Origin of the sequence: Pseudomonas sp. W5-01, assembly GCF_046540435.1 — a bacterium.
Classification (GTDB): domain Bacteria; phylum Pseudomonadota; class Gammaproteobacteria; order Pseudomonadales; family Pseudomonadaceae; genus Aquipseudomonas; species Aquipseudomonas graminis_B.
Map to the genome: position 1 here is coordinate 461,922 of NZ_JAXCIP010000001.1, position 24,950 is coordinate 486,871.

The 24,950-nt window shown below is 54.4% G+C and carries 25 protein-coding genes and 2 pseudogenes; 13 read left to right on the forward strand and 14 right to left on the reverse strand.

Annotated elements, in window-relative coordinates:
- Positions 1-22 precede the first annotated feature (22 nt).
- From SLW75_RS01890 to SLW75_RS01905, 4 genes are all read right to left on the reverse strand, one after another.
- Positions 23-286, reverse strand: coding sequence for a hypothetical protein (locus tag SLW75_RS01890; protein ID WP_410933365.1), 264 nt, complete (start codon positions 284-286; stop codon positions 23-25).
- 40 nt (positions 287-326) lie between these two features.
- Positions 327-590, reverse strand: a complete 264-nt coding sequence (locus tag SLW75_RS01895; protein WP_410933366.1) for a hypothetical protein — start codon at positions 588-590, stop codon at positions 327-329.
- 124 nt (positions 591-714) lie between these two features.
- Positions 715-1,224 (reverse strand): SMI1/KNR4 family protein, encoded by a 510-nt coding sequence (locus SLW75_RS01900; RefSeq protein ID WP_410933367.1) that lies wholly within the window; start codon positions 1,222-1,224, stop codon positions 715-717.
- 273 nt (positions 1,225-1,497) lie between these two features.
- Positions 1,498-2,031, reverse strand: a complete 534-nt coding sequence (locus SLW75_RS01905; protein ID WP_410933368.1) for a hypothetical protein — start codon at positions 2,029-2,031, stop codon at positions 1,498-1,500.
- A 389-nt stretch (positions 2,032-2,420) separates the two neighbouring features.
- Between SLW75_RS01905 and SLW75_RS01910 the strand changes: the two genes are divergently transcribed.
- Together SLW75_RS01910 and SLW75_RS01915 are read left to right on the forward strand one after the other, a co-directional pair.
- Complete coding sequence (locus SLW75_RS01910; protein ID WP_410933369.1) at positions 2,421-2,963, forward strand: CbrC family protein; 543 nt, start codon at positions 2,421-2,423, stop codon at positions 2,961-2,963.
- Between the two features lie 18 nt (positions 2,964-2,981).
- Positions 2,982-3,452 (forward strand): hypothetical protein, encoded by a 471-nt coding sequence (locus SLW75_RS01915; protein WP_410933370.1) that lies wholly within the window; start codon positions 2,982-2,984, stop codon positions 3,450-3,452.
- A 2-nt stretch (positions 3,453-3,454) separates the two neighbouring features.
- Here SLW75_RS01915 and SLW75_RS01920 read toward each other — a convergent pair whose 3' ends face one another.
- The 10 genes from SLW75_RS01920 to SLW75_RS01965 all read right to left on the reverse strand — a co-directional run bounded on the left by SLW75_RS01920 (position 3,455) and on the right by SLW75_RS01965 (position 9,674).
- Positions 3,455-3,739, reverse strand: coding sequence for a hypothetical protein (locus SLW75_RS01920; RefSeq protein WP_065988961.1), 285 nt, complete (start codon positions 3,737-3,739; stop codon positions 3,455-3,457).
- Positions 3,736-4,662, reverse strand: coding sequence for a hypothetical protein (locus tag SLW75_RS01925; protein ID WP_410933371.1), 927 nt, complete (start codon positions 4,660-4,662; stop codon positions 3,736-3,738). The genes SLW75_RS01920 and SLW75_RS01925 overlap by 4 nt, the downstream gene beginning before the upstream one ends.
- A gap of 117 nt (positions 4,663-4,779) precedes the next feature.
- Positions 4,780-4,965, reverse strand: a complete 186-nt coding sequence (locus SLW75_RS01930) for a hypothetical protein (protein WP_410933372.1) — start codon at positions 4,963-4,965, stop codon at positions 4,780-4,782.
- Positions 4,966-5,341: 376 nt separating this feature from the next.
- Positions 5,342-5,638, reverse strand: a complete 297-nt coding sequence (locus SLW75_RS01935; RefSeq protein WP_410933373.1) for an immunity protein Tsi6 family protein — start codon at positions 5,636-5,638, stop codon at positions 5,342-5,344.
- A gap of 34 nt (positions 5,639-5,672) precedes the next feature.
- On the reverse strand, positions 5,673-5,873 hold the full coding sequence (locus SLW75_RS01940) for a hypothetical protein (RefSeq protein ID WP_410933374.1): 201 nt from the start codon (positions 5,871-5,873) through the stop codon (positions 5,673-5,675).
- 52 nt (positions 5,874-5,925) lie between these two features.
- Positions 5,926-6,852: a hypothetical protein gene (locus SLW75_RS01945; protein WP_410933375.1), complete on the reverse strand. Its 927-nt coding sequence runs from the start codon at positions 6,850-6,852 to the stop codon at positions 5,926-5,928.
- Between the two features lie 217 nt (positions 6,853-7,069).
- Complete coding sequence (locus SLW75_RS01950) at positions 7,070-7,345, reverse strand: DUF6966 domain-containing protein (RefSeq protein WP_410928980.1); 276 nt, start codon at positions 7,343-7,345, stop codon at positions 7,070-7,072.
- A gap of 61 nt (positions 7,346-7,406) precedes the next feature.
- A complete protein-coding gene (locus SLW75_RS01955) occupies positions 7,407-7,802 on the reverse strand; it encodes a hypothetical protein (protein ID WP_410933376.1) in 396 nt (131 codons plus the stop codon).
- Between the two features lie 142 nt (positions 7,803-7,944).
- The gene (locus SLW75_RS01960) at positions 7,945-8,169 is read right to left on the reverse strand and encodes a hypothetical protein (RefSeq protein ID WP_192173546.1); all 225 of its coding nucleotides are present in this window, start codon (positions 8,167-8,169) and stop codon (positions 7,945-7,947) included.
- Positions 8,169-9,674 (reverse strand): DUF6861 domain-containing protein, encoded by a 1,506-nt coding sequence (locus SLW75_RS01965; RefSeq protein ID WP_410933377.1) that lies wholly within the window; start codon positions 9,672-9,674, stop codon positions 8,169-8,171. Before SLW75_RS01965 ends, SLW75_RS01960 begins: the two co-directional genes overlap by 1 nt.
- Before the next feature lie 750 nt (positions 9,675-10,424).
- On the opposite strand from SLW75_RS01965, the gene tssI (SLW75_RS01970) reads away from it, so the two are divergent.
- The 11 genes and pseudogenes from tssI (SLW75_RS01970) (at position 10,425) to SLW75_RS02020 (ending at position 24,947) form a co-directional block, all read left to right on the forward strand.
- A complete protein-coding gene (gene tssI / locus SLW75_RS01970; RefSeq protein ID WP_410933378.1) occupies positions 10,425-12,278 on the forward strand; it encodes a type VI secretion system tip protein TssI/VgrG in 1,854 nt (617 codons plus the stop codon).
- Positions 12,275-12,880 (forward strand): hypothetical protein, encoded by a 606-nt coding sequence (locus SLW75_RS01975; RefSeq protein ID WP_296312569.1) that lies wholly within the window; start codon positions 12,275-12,277, stop codon positions 12,878-12,880. The genes tssI (SLW75_RS01970) and SLW75_RS01975 overlap by 4 nt, the downstream gene beginning before the upstream one ends.
- Before the next feature lie 33 nt (positions 12,881-12,913).
- Entirely contained in the window at positions 12,914-13,378 is a 465-nt protein-coding gene (locus tag SLW75_RS01980) for a DUF1795 domain-containing protein (RefSeq protein WP_296312572.1), read from the forward strand.
- A 3-nt stretch (positions 13,379-13,381) separates the two neighbouring features.
- Positions 13,382-17,611 (forward strand): RHS repeat-associated core domain-containing protein, encoded by a 4,230-nt coding sequence (locus SLW75_RS01985; RefSeq protein WP_410933379.1) that lies wholly within the window; start codon positions 13,382-13,384, stop codon positions 17,609-17,611.
- Between the two features lie 3 nt (positions 17,612-17,614).
- The gene (locus SLW75_RS01990; RefSeq protein ID WP_083233103.1) at positions 17,615-18,229 is read left to right on the forward strand and encodes a hypothetical protein; all 615 of its coding nucleotides are present in this window, start codon (positions 17,615-17,617) and stop codon (positions 18,227-18,229) included.
- 466 nt (positions 18,230-18,695) lie between these two features.
- Positions 18,696-20,549: pseudogene (locus SLW75_RS01995) on the forward strand (RHS repeat-associated core domain-containing protein); the annotation flags it as partial.
- Positions 20,550-21,179, forward strand: a complete 630-nt coding sequence (locus SLW75_RS02000) for a hypothetical protein (protein ID WP_410933380.1) — start codon at positions 20,550-20,552, stop codon at positions 21,177-21,179. It abuts the pseudogene before it with no gap.
- Positions 21,180-21,484: 305 nt separating this feature from the next.
- A complete protein-coding gene (locus SLW75_RS02005; protein ID WP_410933381.1) occupies positions 21,485-22,078 on the forward strand; it encodes a suppressor of fused domain protein in 594 nt (197 codons plus the stop codon).
- Positions 22,079-22,444: 366 nt separating this feature from the next.
- Positions 22,445-23,847: pseudogene (gene tssI, locus SLW75_RS02010) on the forward strand (type VI secretion system tip protein TssI/VgrG); the annotation flags it as partial.
- 32 nt (positions 23,848-23,879) lie between these two features.
- Positions 23,880-24,449 (forward strand): hypothetical protein, encoded by a 570-nt coding sequence (locus tag SLW75_RS02015; RefSeq protein ID WP_410933382.1) that lies wholly within the window; start codon positions 23,880-23,882, stop codon positions 24,447-24,449.
- Between the two features lie 33 nt (positions 24,450-24,482).
- On the forward strand, positions 24,483-24,947 hold the full coding sequence (locus SLW75_RS02020) for a DcrB-related protein (protein WP_410933383.1): 465 nt from the start codon (positions 24,483-24,485) through the stop codon (positions 24,945-24,947).
- Positions 24,948-24,950 lie beyond the last annotated feature (3 nt).

Below are 24,950 nucleotides of genomic sequence, written 5' to 3' on the forward strand. Positions count from 1 at the left end.
CCCTCAGTTGCGGCGGCGTTTGCTAGATCGCGCTGCCTCGGTTCGAGCCTGGCTTTTGCATCAGCAACTCGTCCATCTCTCGCCGACGGCAACGGTTGACGAACTCAAGCGCTGAGGCGAGATCGTGGTGGAAGCGTTCGAACATGTCCGCGTCAATTGCGTAATATTCTGCGTAGTCCACAAAGCCGCTGCTTACGGGGAATGATACGTAGAACTGGCCTGAGGTTTCTTCGACTCCCAGGGAGAACATTTCTTCTCGATTCACGTAGATTCGGCTGAATTTCATGCTGAGGTACCTAACGATGGTTTGTGGATGCGCCGCATTGCTAGCAAGCGAAGCCTCGTTTCGAGCCTGGCTTTTGCATCAGCAATTCGTCCAGCTCTCGGCGGCGGCAACGGTTAACGAATTGAAGCGCTGAGTCGAGGTCGTTCTGGAAGCGCTCGAACATCTGTTGGTCTATTGCGTAATATTCATCGTACTCAATCAAGCCGTTGAATACAGGGAATGACGCAAAGAACTGGCCTGAGGTTTCCTCGATGCCCAGAGAAAACCTTTCTTCACGGTTTACATAAGTGTCATTGAATTTCATGCTGAAGAACCTACAGATTGTGAAGTCGTCTGTGAGCGGCGTCTTATCGTGAAGCTGCTGCGCTGATGATGATGAATATGTTCTGAGCTTGCCACCTTGACGATCCATTCTAGAGAGCGATATCTCAGAAGGACAAATCGATGCTGACGATCTTTTTACTCTTATCCAACGCTTCGCTATCGCTTGTCTCGTCTGGCGTTAACCGGTTCAGGAAGTCTTCCAGACTGGAAGAAATCAAGACATATCCCCGGTCGACATCCGCCGCGTCATGTGCCCAGTAATGAACGGCCCCAATTGCTTTAGCAATGCAAAACTGGTCGCCCGCGGGCGATTCGCCGAAGGTGTAGGTGTTCTCGGGGATTCGGCCGGAATACATGTTGTTCCTGTGGAGGATGTTGTGTCCGTCGGCTGATAGGCCATAGATGATATCAAGGCTGTAGGTCCCGGCCGGGGTCGCCAGTTGTGCACCTCGGGTGAAGACGACTGCTCCGCCTAGATCGGTTACGAGATCCAGCAATAACTCGTCAATCTCAATGACGCACCCCTCCGGCAGAGGTTCGTGAATCTGGTGAGGAGTCGGATGTGCGCAATGAGCGCCGAGTACTTCAGACAGTCTTTTGCTGATCGCTCTCATGTTGCCGCTCCTGACCAAATGACTCGGTGCTGATCCTTTAAATTATTACGCGCCGTCAGGAGCGTAGCCAGGGCCGTTAAGTGTGTCCCGAACGTGTTGTGACATGGCTAGTCAAGTGGCGTTGAAGCTGAGACTGCCACGGCTCTGCTGATGGTTCGGTAACCGCACCTTCGTGGCGTTCGGGCCGCAGTCCGCAGGCTGTGATCTGAGGGTGATGCGGATTCATAGAAACACGCTTCGAGTCGGCACAAATGCCAATAGACCAAGGTCCCGCTAGAGATTATCAGGCACGAAGTCCGGACCTCCGAGCTTATCCCGAACGCCTACCGCCACGCGCATCAACGGCTCCCACAGACCTTGCTTACTGTTCCACGACTCGCCTGCCCACCTCGTATCGTTAATCAATTCAGCTTTGTTGACCTCAAGTTCATACTTGAGCGCACCGGCGACGCCGGCGGTATTCATTTCAAAAAGATCACCATACATGCCATCTGGATTTGACTTCTTCTGGGCTAGACAATGTCGGTAATACCAGATCCAGACAGCTACAACATCAATCGCTCGGTTTTTGTCTGGATAGGTTCCCAGAGCCTTCAACATTGCTGTTGCAAATTTCCGCGGAAACGTCTCATCTTTAGTCTTTGTCCAATAGTCGAGCACTAACAAGTCGAAGGCAGCCATCACGTTTTGTGGTTCTTGGGTGTCTACCTTGGCTTCTTGAAAATAGAAAGGCTCGCCGACGATAAATTTGTCGAGTGCGCCGTCCGCTAGTGCGATCAGCAACACATTGTCCAGGTTATCTGTCATTGGGTTCACGTCCTTGCGCAGTCAATTGCACGGATGGCCATCTGTTTTTTGTTGGCGGTTTCCCTGCGGTTCATAGCGGGGGTGGCATCTGGCATGATTAATCCTTTCGTTTCCAGGGCCCAAGGCCTACCCGGGGCACGTGACCATACTCCCGCTAGCATACCGGTGATGCGTACCGGCTGGGTAGGATGAGCTCCTCAGCTTGAAGCTAGATATTAGCTATGGTGAATTTGCTCCGCACGCAGCTGTGTTTCCAAGCCAAGCGCGTGTTCGCTGATCGCCATGGAGATGTGCCGATTTATGGTCACCTGGATGAGCAATCCGCCATTTTTTTGCTCGATTCAATTAGCGTGTAAGAATGCGATTAAGCAATCACCAAGGATGCGTTTATGACACTGCCCCGCTTTATCTACCATCCCGATCCCGTCGGTACCGGTTCGGTGCAATCCTCTTCCGCCACGTGCGTGAGGTGCAACCAGGCGCGCGGCTACATCTACGTGGGGCCGGTATACGCCGTCGAGGAATACGAAAACTGCATCTGCCCTTGGTGCATTGCCGACGGGAGTGCGCACCAGCGTCTGGGCGCGACGTTTGCCGATGACGAGAGCGTTGGCCTGGATGGCGAACACACGCTTAACGAGGCGCAGATCGCCGAAATCTGTCAGCGCACGCCTGGTTTTAATGGCTGGCAGCAAGAATGCTGGTTCACTCACTGCGACGACGCGGCCGAATTCATCGGTAAGGCCGGCCGTGCAGAGTTGCTTGAAATGGGGCCGGCAGCCATCGCCGCCGTTCAGGACTCAACAGGGTTGGAGGAGGGACCTCAGTGGCAAGCGTTCCTCACCGCGTTGGATAAAGATCATGGCCCTACGGCTTACCTCTTCAAATGTCGCCACTGCGCCACGCTAGGCGCTTATCAAGACAACCATTGACGCCCAACGTTGAAGGCTATGAATAAAACCGAATGGCAAGCCCTCAAGCTCAGGCTTAAAAAGTACGTCGCGATTTTCTTCCTGATCTGCCTGGTAGGGGCGCTTACCTATGGCTACGTGCACGAACCTGAACTTCCTCCGCAAATAGTCCTGAAGCAAAACTTCATACCGGGAGAGTGGCTTTATATCGTGGAGGAGGCGAGGGACCGTTCAGAGCCCAAGCGGTTAAGGTTCTACATGGATCATCGTGAATCGACTGACGAAACCATGAAGGTGTATTTGGGCAAGACCCCGCCCTTCCTGGTCTCGGACACTGACTTGAAAGACGTGGAAATCCAGCGTGTCCCCAACGGCCTGCATATCAAGTTGAAAGGCGCCATCTCGGATTACAGCAGCGACCTTTACCTGAAAGACGGGAACACTTACACGACTTACCGTGTAAGCCTTGAACAAGTCGAAACCCGACCGCCCTTGCCGAGCGGCCGGTGAGCTTATTTCAGTAAAGCAACCACTGCGCAGGCAAGCATGATCGCCAGCGCCGGCCACTGCATCGGCACGAAAAAGAAGTGGTGGCGAACGCCATCGGGGTGAAGCTCGCGATTTAACACAAAGCCCAGCACAACGTTGATGGCTGAACCAATACCCACTGCCAGCAAGAATTGCATCAGCGATAAATCACTGGATTTAGCGCTGGGGTCCATCAACAACCAGCTCAGTAACAGCACCATGGCCAGTGGTGTTAACAGAGTCATCCAGCCTGCGCCGCGATAGATCATCGTTGGATGTTCATTTCGAAGACATTGGACGCTGGCTCGCGTGCCTGCTCTTCAACCCCCAATACGATATCGAGGGTATTGAGGAACAGGTCATGGCTCAGAATGCCGGTGGCGATGGTCGACAATACCGGCTTGCCGTTCTCGTCCTTGATCACCACGTTTTCGGTCCAAGTGCCTAGATTCACCGTGCGCAGCGACGACATCGGCACTTTGGTGCCTTGGTACTCGAGGAAGTCGCGGTGCACAACAATCGGCGCCGTAGTGACTTTGAGGAAGTTGCCGGTCACTCGCTTGCCCCAGACCTGCTTTGAACTGATGCAGTTGAAGGTGACCGACTGGCCCGCCTCCAGCGCTTCGGCCACAGCCGGCAGGCGTGCGCGGACGTGTAAGTCACGGACCAGTTCCTGAAATGCCTGGAAGCCTTTCAGAGTATCGACCACTCTATGAAAGGGTTCTGAGGCATCGCGACGGTAGGCCAGGTTTGTGATCAGGCCCGTCAATACGGTCTGCCCGGAGCTGAACAGATACAGATCCTCTATCTCGGCAAACGCCGTGTAGTCGCGCTGGTCTTTAGTGATGCGCACGATGCCGTTTCCATAAACTTCGTAGTCGGTATTACGCAGCTTCTTGTGCCAAGCGGTGGTACCCAACAGGCATAGACCGATAAGGGCCAACAAGCCGGTCGTGAAACTAAATACGACGTCCTGGCTGGCGAAATTCATGGTCATCCCGCGGGACGTGTGAAGCGTGACCGGGCCGTTATCGCCCATTGGCACAATCGTGCTCAGATAGAACACGAATGCGGCGAGGCCCAAAAACACTACGGCCAATATCAGGCCGAAAATCAAAAAGGCCTTGCCCTGGCGGAACGTCGCGATCAGCTCGCCGGTGTCGGAAGGAGCGTGGGGGGTGGTTGATTGCATGAGTGTTTGCGTCCTTGTCTTTGGAATGGATGCGCGGTCTTAGGCGCGGGGGGTGGGGGTAATGGTGCTTTTATTGAGCGTGAGCGATGGGGTACAGAGACAGCTAGTGGGTGTCTGCTAGCAAGCGAAGCCTTGGTTCGAGCCTGGTTTCTGCATGAGCAACTCGTCCATCTCGCGCCGCCGGCAACGGTTGACGAATTCAATCGCTGAGGCGAGGTCGTGCTGGAAGCGTTCGAACATCTGTTGGTCTATTGCGTAATATTCTTCGTACTCGATCAAGCCGTTGAATACAGGGAAAGCCACAAAGAACTAGCCTGAGGTTTCCTCGATGCCAAGACAGAACCTTTCTTCTCGGTTTACGTAAGTGTCGATAAATTTCATGCTTTAAAACCTGCAGTGCTTTGCTGAGCTGTCTTGGGACGACGCCTGAGTCCGGAGTTGTGCTCCACAAAATTGAACGTAATTAGCGGACTTCATAGCCGCTGTTGCAGCACCATGCTTGTCCTTCGCCCACCAACCGATAGATCGAGATAATGCCCGTAGTGTAGTTTTGCGCCTCTTAGCGTTCAAGTCGCAAGCAGGCTGCGCTCTTGATAAAGCCCCTGCTGCCCCGCGCGTCTAAAGGAGCGCCAGTTCGTGACACGGGGCAGTAATCCGAGCTATATCGAGCACGCTTCGCTTAATCTGGCAATCGTATCTTTAAGCCATTAGCTGACTGCTCAGCAATGAAAAACACGTCCATAAGAGCTTCTGAGAGTTCACTGTCGGTAGTTTCGAATTCTTTCGCGGCGATAGCTCCAATAGTGAGGCGGTGAAGCTTTGATTTATCTTTTTCAGTGCCATTAAATACAGACTTTATATACTCGAGTTGATCTATGACCACTGTGTAAACTGGAAGTGACGGAATTCTAGCGCGGCGTTCCTTCGTCAAGCGAAGAGCTCTTTCGATATATTCCAGAGGAGTGTTAAGTTTCATTAATCACCAAATGAAATTAGTTTAAATAAGCCGTTCAGACAAGGATGATCAACAGCGCCGGCCACTGCATCGGTATGAAAAAGAAGTGGTGGCGAACACCATAGGGGTGAAGCTCGCGATTCAACGCAAAGCTCAGCACGACGTTGATGGCTGGACCAACGCCCACTGCCAGCAAGAATTGCATGAGCGATGTATTGCCGGGCTTAACGGTAGTGGCCGGCCATAACCACATCATTAACAGCACATGGCTGGTGTCAATAAAGTCATCCAGCCTGCGCCGCGATAGATCATCGTTGGATGTTCATTTCGAAGACAGTAGACGCTGGCTCGCGTGCCTGCTCTTCAACCGCCAGTACGATATCGAGCGTATTAAGGAACAGGTCATGGCTCAGAATGCCGGTGGCGATGGTCGACAATACGGGCTTGCCGTTGTCGTCCCTGATCACCACGTTTTCGGTCCAAGTGCCTAGATCCACCATGCGCAGCGACGACATCGGCACTTTGTCGCCTTGGTACTCGAGGAAATCGCGGTGCACAACAATCGGCGCCGTGGTGACTTTGAGGAAGTTGCCGGTCACTCGCTTGCCCCAGACCTGCTTTGAGCTGATGCAGTTGAAGGTGACCGAACGGCCCGACTCCAGCGCTTCGGCCGCACCCGGCAGCCGCGCCCGTACGTGTAAGTCACGGACCAGCTCCTGAAATGCCTGGAAGCCTTTCAGAGTATCGACCACTCGATGAAAGGGTTCTGAGGCATTGCGGCGGTAGGCAAGGTTTGTGATCAGGCCGGTCAATACAGTTTGCCCGGAGCTGAACAGGTACAGGTCTTCTATCTCGGCAAACGCCGTGTAGTCGCGCTGGTCTTTAGTGATGCGCACGATGCCGTTTCCATAAACTTCGTAGTGGGTACTACGCAGCTTTTTTTGCCAAACGGTGGTACCCAATAGGCATAGGCCTACAAGGGCCAACAAGCCGGTGGTGAAACTAAACACCATCTGCTGGCTGGCGAAATTGAGGGTCATCCCGCGGGACGTGTGAAGCGTGACCGGGGCGTTGTCGCCCATCGGCACAATCGTAGACAGATAGAAGACGAATGCGGCGAGACCCAAAAACACAACGGCCAATATCAGGCCGAAAACCAAAAAGGCCTTGCCTTGGCGGAACGTCGCGATCAGCTCGCCGGCGTCGGAAGAAGTGTGGGAGTTGTTTGGTTGCATGAGTGTTTGCGTCCTTGTCTTTGAATGGGTGCGCGGCCTTAGGCGCGGGGCAGGGTAGATGGTGCTTTTTTTCTAGGGAGTGGAGCGGTGTAGCTGGATTCATGGCATGCCCGGCGTGATTACTATCAACGCTTCCTGTGCCCATGCTGTTTTGTTGAGCTGCTCCCCAACCTTGCTGGTCGGCGGCGGATGCGACAGCGATGGGGTACAGAGACAGCTAATGTTGCATGCAGAGCTCATATAACCGGGTGCGCAATTCGGCGAACTCATTGTTTTCGTCGATCAAGGGCTGTCCGTTACAGTACAAAACGATGTCGGTCAGGGACCCCATTCCTCCATACAGTCCGATTATTTGCGAGAGTGCGAAATCATAGTCGTGAGGCAGATTTGCTCGATAATCATCAAGGTGCTCAGCCCATCCGTCTTTGTTCCCGGCACGTAGCAACGCGGACATGCGGGTCATCGTCGCACTTATCGAAATGCTGTTTGTCATCCCAGAGGCCCTGATCCGATTACGCCAGCTCAACTCAACTACCAGGGATTACAGGCTACGTTTACCGGCAAGTCCCTGGTCCGAAGGTGATTTCAGTAATAGGCTCGGCCTGGCTGCTGGAGTAGCTGTAAGTGATCTTGTTTCCCAGCGCTAGCATGAGCAAATAGGCAGTCTGGCTGCACAGCGCCTTCTGGATCTGTTGAGTCAGGTAACTCTCGTAGTACACCCGTTCACCTGGGCGATTTGCATAAACAGAAAGCGTGATCTTGTAGAGCACGGTGTGATCGGCATAGCTGATATTGTCGATGCGGGTCATAGGGTCGAGCATGATGGGAAGCTGTTTCTGTTGCTCGGCAATCACGGCTTCAAGCGCTTGCTCACTGTCCTGAGCGTAGGTCGGTGTTATGCCGCAGAAGGCTATCGCTGAGGCAATCAAGCATCGGATTAAGCGGGTCAAAATAACGTTCCTTGTTGTCGTTTACACGATTGGTGATTCAGGCATAAATCTTTCTGCATGGAGGTCTGTATTGTGAATCAGGCACAGGATGACTGGTGGCTCACAACGGCGATTACTGTGAACCATTCCGCGTGCCGTTGACTTACTTACCTCGATCGTACTCAGCTTTAGTCATCTCCTCACCGTAGCGAAGAGCGTCATTGAAAAGACGGTTCTCGTGCGGAACGGGCTCGCGGCTTTCCTGCTCTCCATAGAACCGCACAAATACCTGCTGGGAAGCGTGATCCCATCGATAAGTGACATCCTCGAATGGGTAATCGACGTAAACATCTTCTTTAGCAAAGCGCTCCCCCTTGTTGATGCCCATTACAATCCCCTCACTGTGTCGTAGTAAGCCTTGCTTTTCGTGGCAATAGCCTCGGCACCGCTGGAAGTTGGATTCATTGTTCGCCAATCCTCATAGTAAGCATGTCCAAGACCGCCCGGCACACCGGCCTTGGAGGCCACGGCGTCATAGGTGTCGCTCCCCAACAGGTTTCTGGCCAACGCCTCAGGCTCTTTAGCAAAAATCATTTGGGGAGAGTTCACTTGAATTTCACCGGGTATGCCGGCTTTGGTCATGAACGATGAATTGACCCCACTGTAGCCAAGTGGGTCTGCAGCACCATCGATGATTTTCACCTTGGCACCGCGTTGCGCCAACTCCTGAGTAACTGACGCAATTTTGTCTGCGGGCACAATGATCGTGTTACGTGCCAGGTCCTTGATCTTTGTAGGGTCACCGCCGTAGTCATTGGCGATCTTTTCCAATGCTCGCGCCCTTGATTTGATCGGTGCTTTTGCAACCGTGCCGCCGTACTTGGCAGCGATCTCATCAGCCACGGCGTCTATCTCGGCCTTGGCTGCACCGGCTTTTGCATAGATTTCTTCGAAGGTTGGGCGTGTTTTGGGTGGTTTGGTAGATTTGGAGCTCTCGTTGGGCAGCGGTGGTTCAGGCTCAGCCTTTTTCAATGGCGTCACATCTTTCGCCTGCAATTCCGGCTGAGCCAGAATCTTCTGTTCATTGCGCGCTAACCACGCCGCGAATTCCTTGTTCGAAATGTCGGCCTGTAGCTTGGCGCTGCGGGTAGCGATGCTCTCCAGACTGTTCATCACGCCGGCCTTCATCTGCCCGCGCGTCAGATAAGTCACGATGGCCGTTAGCAGCAGCATCACCAGTTGCTCTTGCCCGCGAGCCAATTGCCGAGCGGCGCGTTCGGTGCGTTCCTGGACCTGCGCAGCGGAGCCGCCAGTCGGGTCAAGGCCTGCGGGTTTCAAGCCATCTTCCGCGTGCCAGGCGGTGGCGAGCCCTTCCTGCAATGTCGACAAGCATGCAGGCAGGCCCTTGTAGAAATACTCCGCAATGGCCGACAGACCCAGTGCCATGAGAATCACGTTGCCCACTTGCAGGCCGATCCCCGCGCCAGCCACGGCCCCTGGTGCTGCGCCAATACCAAAAGCCCACGCGCCTGCAGCGCCGCCAAGAGCGCCACCCACTGCGACGCTGCCCCCAAGGATCATCACCACTTGCTGCACCAGCTTGATCAGTACCGGCAGAATTTCCTTGATGTTGATCGACGCCCATTTGCGGGTGAGATCGGACTGCATGATCGGGTAGGAGAGGGCCATCGCCTGCCGGACGTGATCGATACGGGCTCCGCCCATGTAGCCGTACGCCTGGCTGACGCCGTTACTCAGCCGGCGGCCCATACCGTCCCAACTGTCGTTCGCGCTCTGCAAACCGCTGCTGACGCCTTGGTTGAGGGCGTTAAATTGTTCGTCGAGGTTTCGCTCGATCTCGTCCCAGCTTGGCACGTTGGTTAATAGGTCCATTTACACATCACAGTCCTTGAGGGGGAAGCGCTGGACAGCGTCCCGATGGGCGTGTCTGTCGCGGCTGACCGTTATGGCTAGCAAGTCGCCAGCAGTAGACGTCAAGTCCGCTATCGACCGCTAACGTACGATTTAATTTCCGGCGATGCGCATTTTTCTCAGGTTTTTTACACTCGGCAATGATGGCAGAACACCGTCACTCACCCAACTGATCGCTATAGCCCTCGGCCAGCGCCTGTGACTACGGGCACTTCGACACATTCACCCGCCGGTTAAGAAATTTCAAACGGGATCCACCATGTTGCGCGACGCTCCGCAAAATCGATTCACCGGGTTGACAGGGGGAGGCGCATAAGTGTCTCCTTTGCCGCTGTGAAACATCTGTAACGATTCTGAGAATGTGGTGTCGTTCGCGAATTCCAGTGCCTGATGGCACTTTCGCATTGCAGCGCGGTCGCAGTGTCCAGCAATTGAGTTTTTACCAGGAACCTGCTGGCGGCGCTGCCGATTGCGCACATGTGCGCGGACCCGACCGTCGATTCCGAGACTGTTGTTTTAAAGAAGCGTCTGTAGCTCGGGTCCTACGTGATTGTAGGAATGCCCCCACGGCCGGTGGCGAACGCGCCCGGTGGCGCGTCATTGACCCGTTAGCGACGATGCAACAAGGGCTCCGGCCCCCTTGTCGGCTCGTAACCTGTTGTTGCTGAGCATGGCGGTAGCGTTCTACCCCGTGCCATCCAGGAGATTTTCATGATGATGGACCTTGCCGCGTTGCTCTCGCCCCAGAACCGGCGCCTGTTCAAGTTCAATAACCTCGCCAACCCGGAACAGCAATTGCTGCTCGAGTCCTTCAAAGGTCGGGAAGCGCTGTCCCAGGCGTATAGCTTCGAGCTGCTGCTGATCTGCGAAGACTCCGGCGTCGAGCTCAAGTCGATGATGGGGCAGTTGGTCACTATCGAAATCGAACTGGCCGACAGCACGCCGCGCTACATCGCCGGCTACCTCACGCGCTTTGCCAGCACCGGCAGCGACGGCGGGATGGCCCGCTACACCGCGACGCTCAACCCCTGGTTCTCGATGCTGAAAAACCGCTTCGACACGCGGATCTTTCAGGGCAATACCGTCGAGGAAGTGGTGACCCAGGTGTTCGCCCTGTGCCCGGCATTCTCCCGCCATGAATTCCGCCTGACCAAGCCGCAAAAGCGCTATACCTACATCACTCAATACCGTGAAACCGACTTCAACTTCGTCCAGCGCCTGCTTGAAGAAGAAGGGATGTTTTACTACTTCGAGCACACCGCCGAAGGCCACACCATGATCATCTGCGACGACTCCAGCATGCTGCAGCCGTTGCCAGAACAACCGCAGATCCGCTTCCACACCGCGTCCGTCACCGAGACCGCAGACTCCATCACTCAGTGGAGCGGCAACCGCCAGTTGCAGGCGGGCAAGATGGCCGTGCAGACGTTCGACTACCGTCAGCCCAACAACCGTCTGCCCGTTGGGATGAATAGCCTGAACAAACAGGGCGACGTCGAGACATTCGAGATCTACGACTTCCCCGGCCAGTACACCCACGGCACCTACGACGAGGGCGAAACGCTGTTGCGTCTGCGCATGGAAGCCCTGGAAATCCGCGGCAAGAAGTTCGAAGGCGCGAGCAACTGCCGCGCGATGAAGCCCGGCTACACTTTCGAGCTGGTGCAGCACTACGATCACGATCAAGGTTCCGCCGACGATCGTCAGTTCTTGCTCATGGGCGTCGAAAGCGAAGGCCACAACAACTACCTGAACGGCCATCAGGCGAGCTACTACAACACCTTCTCCTGCGTGCGCAAAAAGATTCCCTTCCGCCCGCAACTGTCCACGCCACGCCCAACCATTGCCGGGCCACAGACCGCCATCATCGTTGGCCCGCCGGGCGAAGAAATCTTTACCGACGAACTCGGCCGCGTGAAAGTTCAGTTCCATTGGGACCGCAACGGCAAGTACAACGACCACAGCTCGTGCTGGGTGCGCGTCGCCCAGTCGGGTGCCAGCGGCGGCTTCGGCAGCATTCAGATCCCGCGCGTGGGCGATGAAGTGGTGGTGGTTTTCCTGGATGGCAACCCCGACCGCCCGCTGATCATGGGCAGCGTTTATAACAGCAAGAACACCCCGCCGTGGTCGTTGCCGGCGAACAAGACGCAGAGTGGTTTCCTGACGCGCTCGACCAAGGGCAGTGCGGCCACGGCGAACTTCTTCCGCTTTGAGGACAAGTCAGGCGCCGAGCAGATCCATATGCACGCCGAGCGCAACTTGGACACCGAGATCGAGGTGGATGAAAAGCACGAGGTGGGGAATAACAGGACCATCACCGTAGGCGGCACCCACACCGAAACGATCAAGAACGACACCCGGATGAAGGTTTTAGAGGGGTCGTTGGCGATTGAGGTCGACAAGCAGTTCGTTCATATCACTGCCAATACTGAAATCGTTCTAACGGTCGGTGAGAGCAGCATCAAGATCATGGATGGCCGTATCGAGATCACGAGTAACTCGGTCGATATTTTTGGCAAAAACGACACCTTCATTCACGGCAAGCGGGTGGATATCAACAAATGAGAAATCCGTTGATTCCCAGCACCAGAACCAGCATGTACGACCGCATCTCGGAAAAGCGCCTGGCCGCCGAGGCACTTGCCCGGCAGCAGGCGGAGGAGGCGGCCGGTGCTCCAGCGATTGTGGTAGAGCCTGAACCCGCAGCGGTGGTACCGCTGCAACCTTCGCGCAACGAGTTGAAGATCGCCGGCCTGGCGTTATTGATGCCTCACGCGCTGACGTTTCGCGACCTTGACATGACCCTCGACAGAGAGGGGCAACCTGTCACGTTCACCGCGAAACGTCGCCCGGCGCCGGAGGGCCTGACATTGCAGCGGTCCGCCGAGCTCTACGTGGACAACCTGCGCAAGCATCATGGCGATGTCACCGTCGTGCGCCAAAGCGACTGCCTGTTGGCGGGCAGCCCGGCGATTTCGCTGGATTATGCGTTCATGGCAGGAGAGGAGCGCCGCCATGGTCGTGCGACCAGCGCCATCATCGCGCCTGCCCACGGCAACGAGCGCCAGTGGTTTAGCGTGTCGACTGTGATCAATCCAGAAAATGCCGCGCTGGCGAGCTGGCTGATCGAGTTCGACGAAATGCTCGAGAACATCGCGGCTTTCTGAATCCCTTCTTTACTATTTTATGGACACACCTCAATGGACTATCAGCTTCAGGAAGGATCGATCACGTTGCCGGAAGGCGTTCAGGACCGCACCGTCAATATGTTCGTGGTCGGTAACAGCGTTCCCGCTCCGCTGAACATCACGGTCGGCCGTGACAACATGCTTCCAGCCGAGGATTTGAACGCTTACATCAGCCGTCAGATCAAGCTCATCACGTCGAAACTGCGCGGCTACACCTTACTGGGCAAGAAGGCGGCGGTGTTATCGACTGGTCAGACATTTGCCGGAATTCAGGTTGACGCTTATTACATGAACGATGGTCGGCCGGTGTACCAGCGGCAGGCAGCGTTCGAGATTCAGCCAGGGCGCATTCTGGTGTTTTCAACGACCAGCCAAGCCGACTTCAGCTCTGTGCAGAATGAAGACTGGCTGAAGCTTCTAACGAGCTTTCAGCCACGTGAGGGCATTGTCGCCTCAACCAACACCGAACAGGAATAACCCATGTTCGAAGCGGCGCGTTGGGGGGACGGAATAGAACACACCGGGGCTTTGGGCGGGTTTCTGGCGGGTGCAGTCCTTGGGATTGCGCTGGCAGTGGCTGCTGGCGCGATCATTTGCTCGGGAGGGCTCGCCACTGTCCTTCTGGCCGTCGTACTTTCAGTGGGGTCTGGCATCGCGCCCGCTTTGGGAGAGGCGTGGGGATCTTCGCTAACTTCGGCGGCCGGGGGCATCCTGTTAGCAGGTTGCTCCACGGATGTGTTCATCAATAGCCGCAACGCGGCTCATGCCAAATTAAGCATGGCCACCTGCGATAAACATCCGCCCCCGGTGAAGGTCGCTGAAGGCTCGACCAACGTTTTCATTAATAACGTAGCGGCTTCGCGCAAAGGCGACAAGGTGACCTGTGACGCGAATATCGCAACAGGGTCGAGCGACGTTTTTATAGGTGGCGGCACCAAGCGCTATCTTCATGTGAATGAGGAAATCTCTGATGAGCTGCGCTTTGGGGTCGATGTTGCGATTCTCGTGGCCGGTTCGTGGCGGGGATTGGGCAAGGTTGTCTCCCTAGGTCTATCCAAAGGCCTCAAGGCCGCTGGGCCCTGCGCATTGAAAGCTGTGGCATTGCTGACGGGCAGTTACTTGGTCGGTCGTTATGCCGCCCCGCCAGTGATTGAAGCGGCGATAGGTGCAGTGACCGGCAACCCCGTGGACCTTACCAGCGGTCGCAAGTTGCTGTTTGAATCCGGTGAAACCGATTTTGTGTTGCCGGGCCTGATGCCAATCGAGTGGTCCCGCTTCTACGCAAGCGACCTGACCGTCGACAGCGTGCTGGGTCGCGGATGGGTCCTGCCGTGGGAGCAAAGCCTGCGCCGCAGTGGCAGCTTTATTTACCTCACCGACAACCAGGGCCGCAGCGTGCCCTTCGTCGACATCGAGCCTGGCGAAAGCATCTACAACCCCTACGAACAGATTTACCTGGTCCGATCGCCCGGCGGTCACTACCTCCTGCAAACCCTCGATAACACCTTCTTCTACTTCGGCGAGGTTTCTGACGACAACACGCCGGTGCCCTTGCAACGTCTGGAAAATGCGCTCGGGCATTACCTGCATTTCTCCCGAACCGCCGACGGTACGCTTACCGACATCAGCGCCCCCGGCGGCGTGCGGGTGCATTTGCACTACGACAATCCTTTGGGCCGCCTGACTGACGTCAAGCGCATAGTGGGCAATGAGGCCGTCGAAACCCTCGTCCAGTATCGTTACACAGACAACGGCCAGTTAAGCGAAGTGATCAACCGCAACGGCGATACGATGCGCCGCTTCAGTTATGCCGAAGGCGTGATGATCAGCCACAGCAATGCCCTGGGCTTGAGTTGTAACTACCGCTGGGAAACCATCGACGGTCAGCCGCGTGTGGTCGAGCACTGGACCAGCGATGGCGAGCACTTTCATTTCCGCTACGACTTCGCGCAGCGCAAGTCCTGGGCGGTCGACGTGCTTGGCCGTGAGCTTGAAGTGCATTACAACGAGGACCGTCTTGTCACCGCCAGCCGCGATTACGGCGGTGAGCGCTACGCCATGGACCTGGACGAACTCAGTAACCTGACCGGCATCACGCTGCCCGATGGCAACAAGCTCGCGTTCAACTACGACGACTTCTCCCGCCTGATCGAAGAGACCGATCCGCTGGGCCGCAAGATCCGCTACAAACACCACCTCGGTACGACGCTGGTGACTGAAACCACGTTCCCCGACGGTAGTGTCTGGAAAGCCCGATACGACGATAAAGGTAACCTGATCGCTGAAATCGATGCACTCGGCCACAAGACCGAGTACCTCAACAGCGACGACGGCGTGCCGCACACCATCATCGACGCCACCCACAAATCCAAATACCTGTGGTGGAACGCGCTGGCGCAGGTCGAGCGCTTTCAGGATTGCTCGGGCAAAAGTACGTTTTATACCTACGACGATCGGTCTCATCTGGTCGCCGTCACCGACGCGTTGAATCAGACAACGCGACTTGAGCGCAAACCCGACGGCGAAGTGGTGCGCATCGAGCACCCGGACGGCACCGCCGAGTCCTTTACCTACAACGCGCTTGGCCAGGTTCTGACGCACACCGATGGCAAAGGTCAGATTACGCGTCTGCTGCGTACTGCACGCGGATTGCCTGCCAGCCGTCAGGACGCCAAGGGCCAGCGCATCAGTTACGAGTACGACAAGGCGATTCGCCTCACCGCGCTGGTTAACGAAAACAACGCTGCTTACCGATTTGCCTACGATGCGTCGGATCGTCTGATCGAAGAGAAGCGCATCGACAATCTGACACGTCGATTCACCTACAACGTGGGTGGGCATCTGACGCGGTTGGATGAAATCGGCTACGGCGACAGGGCAGAGCGGCCGCAGCGCAGCACGGAGTTTGAACGGGATGTGATTGGCCGCTTGCTGGCCAAGGTCAATCAGGATGCGCGGCAGGATTATGGCTACGACGAAGCGGACCGGTTGCTCAGCATTCACCGGCTGCCTTCAAGCATTGGCAAAAAGCTGGGCGTGGCGGAAGAGACGCTCGACTTCAGCTACGACCTGTTGGGTCGTCTGGTAAAAGAAACCACACCGCAGGGTGCGCTGGCCTACGAGTACGATCCGCTGAGTAACCTGACCACGCTGACGTTGCCGACTGGCCAACACCTGAATCACTTGTATTACGGCAGCGGCCACCTCCACCAGCTCAACCTTGATGGAATGCTGATCAGCGACATGGAGCGCGATGACCTGCATCGTGAGGTCTATCGGTCCCAAGGCAAGCTCACCAGTTGTTTCGGTTATGACGCCATGGGCCGCAAGAGTTGGCAGTTCGCGTCAACGTTGCCTGCGGACAAGTTGTCGCAGATCCAGAACCCGGGTATCAACACTTCGCTGCTGGTGGATCATGCTTACAACCCGATGCATCGGCGCTACGAGTACGACCCGGCGGGCGAACTAGTTCGGACGCTGGACAAGCTGCGCGGTGAGATCAAGTACGAATATGAAGCCAACGGGCAGTTGCACAGTCGCGACACTGGTCGACTGGTGGATAGCGAAGAGTTCCGGTACGACGCTGCGGCTAACCGTCTGAACTTCAACACCAGCAAGTTCGATCAGGTAAAGGACAACCGCATTAAGCAATGGCGGGATCAGCAATATACCTACGACGCGTGGGGCAACCTGATTGAAAAACGGTCGGGCTTGAGCAAGCTGCAGACGTTTACGTATGACTGCGAAAACCAGCTTGTTCGCGCGGAGACAATGGTCAACAGCCAGACGCATAGCGTTGGCACGTATCGGTATGACAGCCTGGGTCGGCGGGTTGGGAAGGCGTCAGAGATCGCAGGGCGAACCGAGCACAAGAAGTTCCTCTGGCAAGGCCTGCGGATGCTGCGTGAGGAAACACCGGCGCAGAGTAGCCTCTATATTTACGAGCCGGGCAGCTACGCGCCGCTAGCCCGTGTCGATCAAGCCGAAGGTGAGCCAGAGCAGAAGCTTTACTATTTCCACACCGACCAGATCGGGACACCGCTTGAGATGACGGATGTGGATGGTCAGATCGTTTGGCAGGCGACTTACAAGGCATGGGGTGAAATTGAAACGCTTGCCGTGAGTGAGGTTGAGCAAAATCTGCGGTTTCAGGGTCAGTACTTCGACGATGAAACGGGGCTGCACTACAACACGTTTAGGTACTACGATCCGGAGGTGGGGCGGTTCATCACTCAGGATCCGATTGGATTGTTGGGTGGATCTAACCTCTACCAATACGGGCCGAATACCACTGGCTGGATTGACCCCTTTGGCCTATGCAAAAGCTCAGTGAGTGGGGATAAAGGCAGGGCTAAGGCCGCCCATGATATTGAGCAAAATGGGTACAAGGTCGTAGCCGAGGAGGTAACCATGAAAGTTAATGGAAGCAGGATTCGCGCTGACTTAGTAGCTGAGGATGCGCGTGGGAATATGCACGTCTTCGAAGTCAAGCATGGTTCAGGCGGGCTGACAAAAAATCAGAAGGCTGCGGGTGTATACAATATGTCAAGTCCCGCCAATACGACTCAGCATTTGGGCGGGGGGAGTATCAAACCATCACAGGGGATTGCTGGGACTTTTAAAGTCGATACCAAAAGTGATATAGGTAGAAAGTTGGGTGGTAAGGGGGCGATTCATGATGCTACGTTTAATATTCTCAAGTACCGGTGACTTATGAGCTTAGAAAATAGAGTTTTTTTTGAGAGCATGTTATTAAAGGAGCTGAAAGAAATAACAGGCTCGCAGGGAGTCACTGTTGCAGCCTCAAAAAATAAACTGAAATTCCGCTTGGATAAAATCGTAGTTGCCGATATTTTTTTTCAGCATTTAGCAAAGGCTGATGCGTATGTTCTAGGTGGTTTTGTATATGGTGGTGTTATATTTGAGTGCTCTCGAAAGTATGAGCCGCCTTACAAAAGTAATCTTTTTAATGATTCATGTTTTTCATTTGTGACTTCAGGTCGTTCAGATAAGAGATTTAGCAGCGATATCGGCGGCGCAATCAAAACGCCAAAGCCTGATGCAGCTACCGAAGTTTGCAAGAAAATAATAGATTCGCTGGTTGATTACTATGTGCCGAAAGTAATTTCTTGCATCATACCAAGCGCTCTAACTATAGAGGGCGTTATAGAATCACCGTCTGACTACGCGTATCCCGCTGTATTTATTCATTGCGCTCTCGCTTCTAGTCCAGGGCTTGTCACTAATGAAAAATTGGAGCAGATCAAATCCAACAAAAAAATAATAAAAAATAAAGATTTTGATCTGGAGCTTTTAAATGGCTTATGAGGTTCGACAATTTATAAACTCTGGATGTGGGCATTGAAAGGTTATTGCACAGTTGCGTTGCATTACAGTTCCCGTTTCCAATGGTGTCTCCGCTCTGTAGTGTGGAAATCATTTTAGCCGTCTGCCTGGTCAAGCTGGTGCGTTCGGAATATTTTTCTCAAGAGTGAGGTAAGGACCGATAGAGCAAAAAGAGATCCCGTTCTGGGCCGAGGCTGGGTCTTGCCGTGGGCACAGAGCCTGGGCCGCAGCGGCAGGTTCGTTTACCTCACCGACAACCAGGGCCGCAGCGTGCCCTTTGTCGACGTCGAGCCGGGGAGCGCATTTACAACGCCTACGAGCAGATTTATCTGGTCCAGACCCTTGCCGGGCACTACCTGCTACAAACTCTGAACAACGTTTTTTTCTACTTCGGCGAAATCCCGGACGGCAACACCTCCATACCGTTGCAACGACTGGCCGTCACCGACGCGTTGAATCAGACACCGACGGCAGAGGCCAGATTACGCTTCTGCTGCGCACGGCGCACGGACTGCCTGCCAGCCGTCAGGACGCCAAGGGCCAACGCATCAGTTACGACGAAGCAGACCGGTTGCTCAGCATCCACCGCCGGCCTTCAAGCATTCGCAAGAAGCTCGGTGTTGCTGAAGAGACCCTCGACTTCAGTTATGACCTGCTGGGTCGCTTGGTAAAAGAAACGACGCCGCAAGGGGCGTTGGCCTACGAGTACGATCCGCTTAGCAACCTGACCACGCTGACGTTGCCGACTGGCCAACACCTGAATCACCTGTACTACGGGAGCGGCCACCTGCACCAACTTAACCTCGATGGATTGTTGATCAGCGACATGGAACGCGACGACCTGCATCGAGAGGTTTATCGGTCCCAGGGCAAGCTCACCAGTTGTTTTGGCTATGACGCCATGGGACGCAAGAGCTGGCAGTTTGCGTCCACTATTCCGGCTGAAAAGCTGTCGCAGATCCAGAACCCAGGCATCAACACCTCGCTGTTGGTCGATCATGCATACAACCCGATTCATCGGCGCTACGAGTACGACCCTGCAGGCGAACTGACCCGCACGCTCGACAAACTGCGCGGGGAGATCAAGTACGAATACGAAGCCAACGGGCAGCTGCACAGCCGCGACACAGGTCGCTTGGTTGATAGCGAAGAGTTTCGATACGACGCTGCGGCCAACCGGCTGAACTTCAATACCAGCCAATTTGATCAGGTGAAAGACAACCGCATCAAGCAGTGGCGCGACCAAGAATATACCTACGATGCCTGGGGCAACCTGATTGAGAAACGGTCGGGCTTATCCAAGCTGCAGACATTCACCTACGACTGCGAAAACCGGCTCGTGCGTGCGGAAACGATGGTTAACAGCCAGGTGCACAGCATTGGCACGTATCGGTATGACAGTTTGGGTCGCCGCGTTAGCAAGACGTCCGAGATCGATGGCCAGACCGAGCACAAGCATTTCCTCTGGCAAGGCCTGCAGATGCTGCGCGAAGAAACACCGTGGCAGAGCAGCCTTTATATCTACGAGCCTAGAAGCTACGCGCCGCTAGCACGTGTCGACCAAAACGAAGGTGAGGCAGAGCAGAAGCTTTACTACTTCCATACAGACCAGATAGGCACGCCGTTGGACATGACTGATGTGGACGGCCAGATCGTGTGGCAGGCGACGTACAAGGCATGGGGTGAGGTCGAATCGCTTGCCGTGAGTGAAGTTGAGCAAAATCTGCGTTTCCAGGGCCAGTATTTCGACGATGAGACGGGCCTGCACTACAACACGTTCAGGTATTACGATCCGGGTGTGGGGCGGTTCATCACACAAGATCCGATAGGGCTACTAGGGGGCATAAATCTTTACCAGTACGTACTAAGCCCGCTGGGCGAGGTAGACGTTTTGGGACTGTGTTCTACAAAGCTCGGTCAAGCGATGGGTCATAAAGTTGGTGATGATATGGCGAATCACCATCTGATCCCGGAGCAGTTAATGAAGGATAAACTCTACGCCGGTATGTTCTCCAAATTGAAAAGCATCGGTTTCAGAAACGACGGGCCGTCGAATGGCATGTTTCTACCTGACAATCCGTCGCTTGCAAAAATTCTCGATCTACCGGGCCACTGGACAAGTCATAAAGAATACACCGCAGCCATTCGCCCGGAATTAGATAAGCTAAACAAGCTGTTTGGACGGGGCGCACTAAGTGATACCCAGCTTGCGCTGGGTATTGGTAACATCCAACGAATAGCTCGGGAGGGCTTAGAGAACGGGAAATATGCGGTTAATGCAATCACAGGGGGATTAAAGTAGATGGGTCACGAATTTTACATAGTAGAATATGCAGGCGGTTCTAGGGGTTGCCCTATCTATTTAGCTGGGGAAGAGAATTGTGACTGGGAATGGGAGGCTTATGATCCGGATCCGGACAAATACGTGATCAAAAACACGCATATTTTTAAGTGCACTGACTTAGAAGATGTAGATTTGGATTTTGACTATATCGGATCTCCGAGAGGCTTTGTTTCTGATAAATTTATCGCGGTATGTGATGTTCTAGGTGTTAAATATAGAGCAGTTCCTGTTGAAGTCCGTCTGGCTAATGGAGGAAAACCAAGTAAAGATTATTTCTTTTACCTGGCGGCAGAGTGGGTTGCATTGCTGGATGAGGAGAAGTCTGAGTTTTCATTAGAGAAAGATCTTTCCACTGGGGAGGTTGCTGTCAACAAATTTTATCCTGGAGCGCATTGCTATAACTGGATAAAAAAGTTCTCAGTTAGAAGTGGTATAGATAGGGATTTCTTCTGGTGCTCAGAATTAATGGAACATGCGTGTAGCCAAAGATTCATTGATGAGTCTACAAAGCAAGGGTTAAAGGGGCTTAACTTTATACCTATTGACGAGCATTTTAAGTATGACCCTTGGAGTGAATTGGGGAACTAGAGTAAAATTTAATATATTAACGACGCGTGTATGCATTCATTATCCGCTGCTCCGTGAGAATTCAGCTCGCCACGAATGTGGTGAGTTGCTATTCGACTGAAACTGGTCGAGCTAGGCTCGCGCTTCCACTTGTCAAAATGCCAGCGTTTTATATGTTATTTGATTTTAGTGCAGAAGGGTTAATGAACCTGTTAAGTTTCTTAATGCGCATGTGAGCAGTGCACTGCACTGCATGGCTACAGGGTTTACTTTTTCACTAAGCCATTTTTCTGATTCGAAAGCAATCACATAGTTAGGGCCTCAAGATGTCTACTCCAAGTGAACAGCGTCGCGCAGTAGCTAAACATACTCTTCAAGTTTTCAAAGGTGAGCTAAAAGTTCAAGTCTACCACGACGACAATAGAGTGTTGTCAGTCGAGTTGCTCACGACGCTTGATTCAGTGCATAAGGGTGTCAAGTCAATTGGGTCCATCGGCCTTTCTGAAATTTCGTTGCTTGATGCAGACGGCGACGAGTTTGGAACTCGCGTGGAATTATGTGCTGCGGCACTAATCCCCGAAATATATTGGGAGAACGCTGTCGCTTCAGCCGCTTTCTTCATTCAAAAGCGCAAAGAAGCTGTGATGCCTGGAGATGTAGTTCCGAACATATTTCAGGACTATCTGCCCGATCCTATTATGCCTCACATCTATTTAACTGTGCCCTATATTTGGAATGATGCTCACTTTCCAGAGTTAAGCTTTAAAAATTTAAAGATTAATTGGTTACAGTGCATCGCGATTTCTGAGGTTGAAAGAGTATTCATCGAAAAATTTGGTGGTGATGCGTTTGATGACTTGCTTTCCGAGCAGGAGATCAATACCTTGGATGCTCAAAGGCTACCAGTGAAGTTTGATTGATCTCATGTGTTCAATTGTGTCTCTTGCTAATGGGCATCTATGATGTCGTCGTTCGTTGGGATTATATAAAATTTTGAACATTTGGTCGTTTTGCTGAGTCTAAGCGGCCAAACATCCTTATAAATAAAGTTGCTCATATCTGGTAGTAAGCGTTGGGTGCGAATTTATGCGTTCCGATGCTGTTTGTATGGGTCGAATATTTAGCTCGGCTGCTGTCGCCTGATCGTCCAGTCGGAATGTTAATGCCTTTATTCAAATATGCTGAATGCTTGATCTCCGAAGTTGGTTTAGATGTCCTTTACTTATTTTCAAGCGAGGGCGCTGGCGGAATTTTGTCATCGTTCCACTTAAGCTGACATATCGCAAAAGCGCTACACCTACATCACCAGTACCGTGAAACCGACTTCAGCTTCGTCCAGCGTCTGCTTGAAGAAGAAGGGATGTTTTACTACTTCGAGCACACCGCCGAAGCCCACACCATGATCATCTGCGACGACTCCAGCATGCTGCAGCCGTTGCCCGAGCAACCGCAGATCCGGTTCCACACCGCGTCCGTCACCGAAACCGCAGACTCCATCACCAAATGGAGCGGCAACCGCCAGTTGCAGGCGGGCAAGATGGCCGTGCAGACCTTCGACTACCGTCAGCCCAACAACCGTCTGCCCGTCGGCATGAACAGCCTGAACAAGCAGGGCGACGTCGAGACGTTCGAGATCTACGACTTCCCCGGCCAGTACACCCACGGCACTTACGACGAGGGCGAAACGCTGTTGCGCCTGCGCATGGAAGCCCTGGAAATCCGCGGCAAGAAGTTCGACGGGGCGAGCAACTGCCGCGCGATGAAGCCTGGTTATACCTTCGAGCTGGTGCAGCACTACGACCACGATCAAGGCTCGGCCGACGATCGTCAGTTCCTGCTGATGGGCGTCGAAAGCGAAGGCCACAACAACTACCTCAACGGCCATCAGGCCAGCTACTACAACACCTTCTCCTGCGTGCGCAAAAAGATTCCCTTCCGCCCGCAACTGTCCACGCCACGCCCGACGATCTCCGGGCCACAGACCGCCATCATCGTTGGCCCGCCGGGCGAAGAAATCTTCACAGACGAACTCGGTCGCGTGAAAGTCCAGTTCCACTGGGACCGCAACGGCAAGTACAACGACCACAGCTCCTGCTGGGTCCGCGTCGCCCAATCCGGCGCCAGTGGCGGTTTCGGCAGCATTCAGATTCCGCGCGTGGGCGATGAAGTTGTCGTGGTTTTCCTGGACGGCAACCCCGACCGCCCGCTGATCATGGGCAGCGTCTATAACAGCAAGAACACCCCGCCATGGTCGTTGCCGGCGAATAAGACGCAGAGTGGTTTTCTGACGCGCTCGACCAAGGGCAGTGCGGCCACGGCGAACTTCTTCCGCTTTGAGGACAAGTCCGGCGTCGAGCAGATCCATATGCACGCCGAGCGCAACTTGGACACCGAGATCGAGGTGGATGAAAAGCACGAGGTGGGGAATAACAGGACCATCACCGTAGGCGGCACCCACACCGAAACGATCAAGAACGATACCCGGATGAAGGTTCTAGACGGCTCGTTGACGATTCAGGTCGACAACCAGTTCGTTCATATCACTGCCAAGACCGAAATCGTTCTCACGGTCGGTGAGAGCAGCATCAAAATCATGGATGGCCGTATCGAAATCACGAGTAATTCGGTCGATATTTTTGGCAAGAACGACACATTCGTTCACGGCAAGCGGGTCGATATCAACAAATGAGAAATTCGTCGATTCCCAGCACCAGAATCAGCATGTACGACCGCATCTCGGAGAAGCGCCTGGCCGCCGAGGCATTGGCTCGCCAGCAGGCGGAGGAAGCGGCCAGTGCTGCAGCGATCGTTATAGAGCCTGAACCCGAACCGCTGTTGCCGCTGCAACCTTCGCGCAACGAGTTGAAGATCGCCGGCTTGGTGTTGTTGATGCCTCACGCGCTCACGTTTCGCGACCTTGACATGACCCTCGACAGAGAGGGTCAACCTGTGACGTTCAGCGCGAAACGTCGCCCGGCGCCGGAGGGCCTGACATTGCAGCGGTCCGCCGAGCTCTACGTGGACAACCTGCGCAAGCATCATGGCGATGTCACCGTCGTGCGCCAAAGCGACTGCCTGTTGGCGGGCAGCCCGGCGATTTCGCTGGATTATGCGTTCATGGCAGGAGAGGAGCGCCGCCATGGTCGTGCGACCAGCGCCATCATCGCGCCTGCCCACGGCAACGAGCGCCAGTGGTTTAGCGTGTCGACTGTGATCAATCCAGAACATGCCGCGCTGGCGAGCTGGCTGATCGAGTTCGACGAAATGCTCGAGAACATCGCGGCTTTCTGAATCCCTTCTTTATTATTTTACGGACACACCTCAATGGACTATCAGCTTCAAGAAGGATCGATCACGTTGCCGGAAGGCGTTCAGGACCGCACCGTAAATATGTTCGTGGTCGGTAACAGCGTTCCTGCTCCGCTGAACATCACGGTCGGCCGTGACAACATGCTTCCAGCCGAGGATCTGAACGCCTACATCAGCCGTCAGATCAAGCTCATTACGTCGAAACTGCGCGGCTACACGCTACTGGGCAAGAAGGCGGCGGTGCTCTCTACGGGCCAGACATTTGCCGGAATCCAGGTTGACGCTTACTACATGAACGATAGTCGGCCGGTGTACCAGCGGCAGGCAGCGTTCGAGATTCAGCCAGGGCGCATTCTGGTGTTTTCAACGACCAGCCAAGCCGACTTCAGCTCTGTGCAGGATGAAGACTGGCTGAAGCTTCTAACGAGCTTTCAGCCGCGTGAGGGCATCGTCGCCTCAACCAACTCCGAACAGGAATAACCG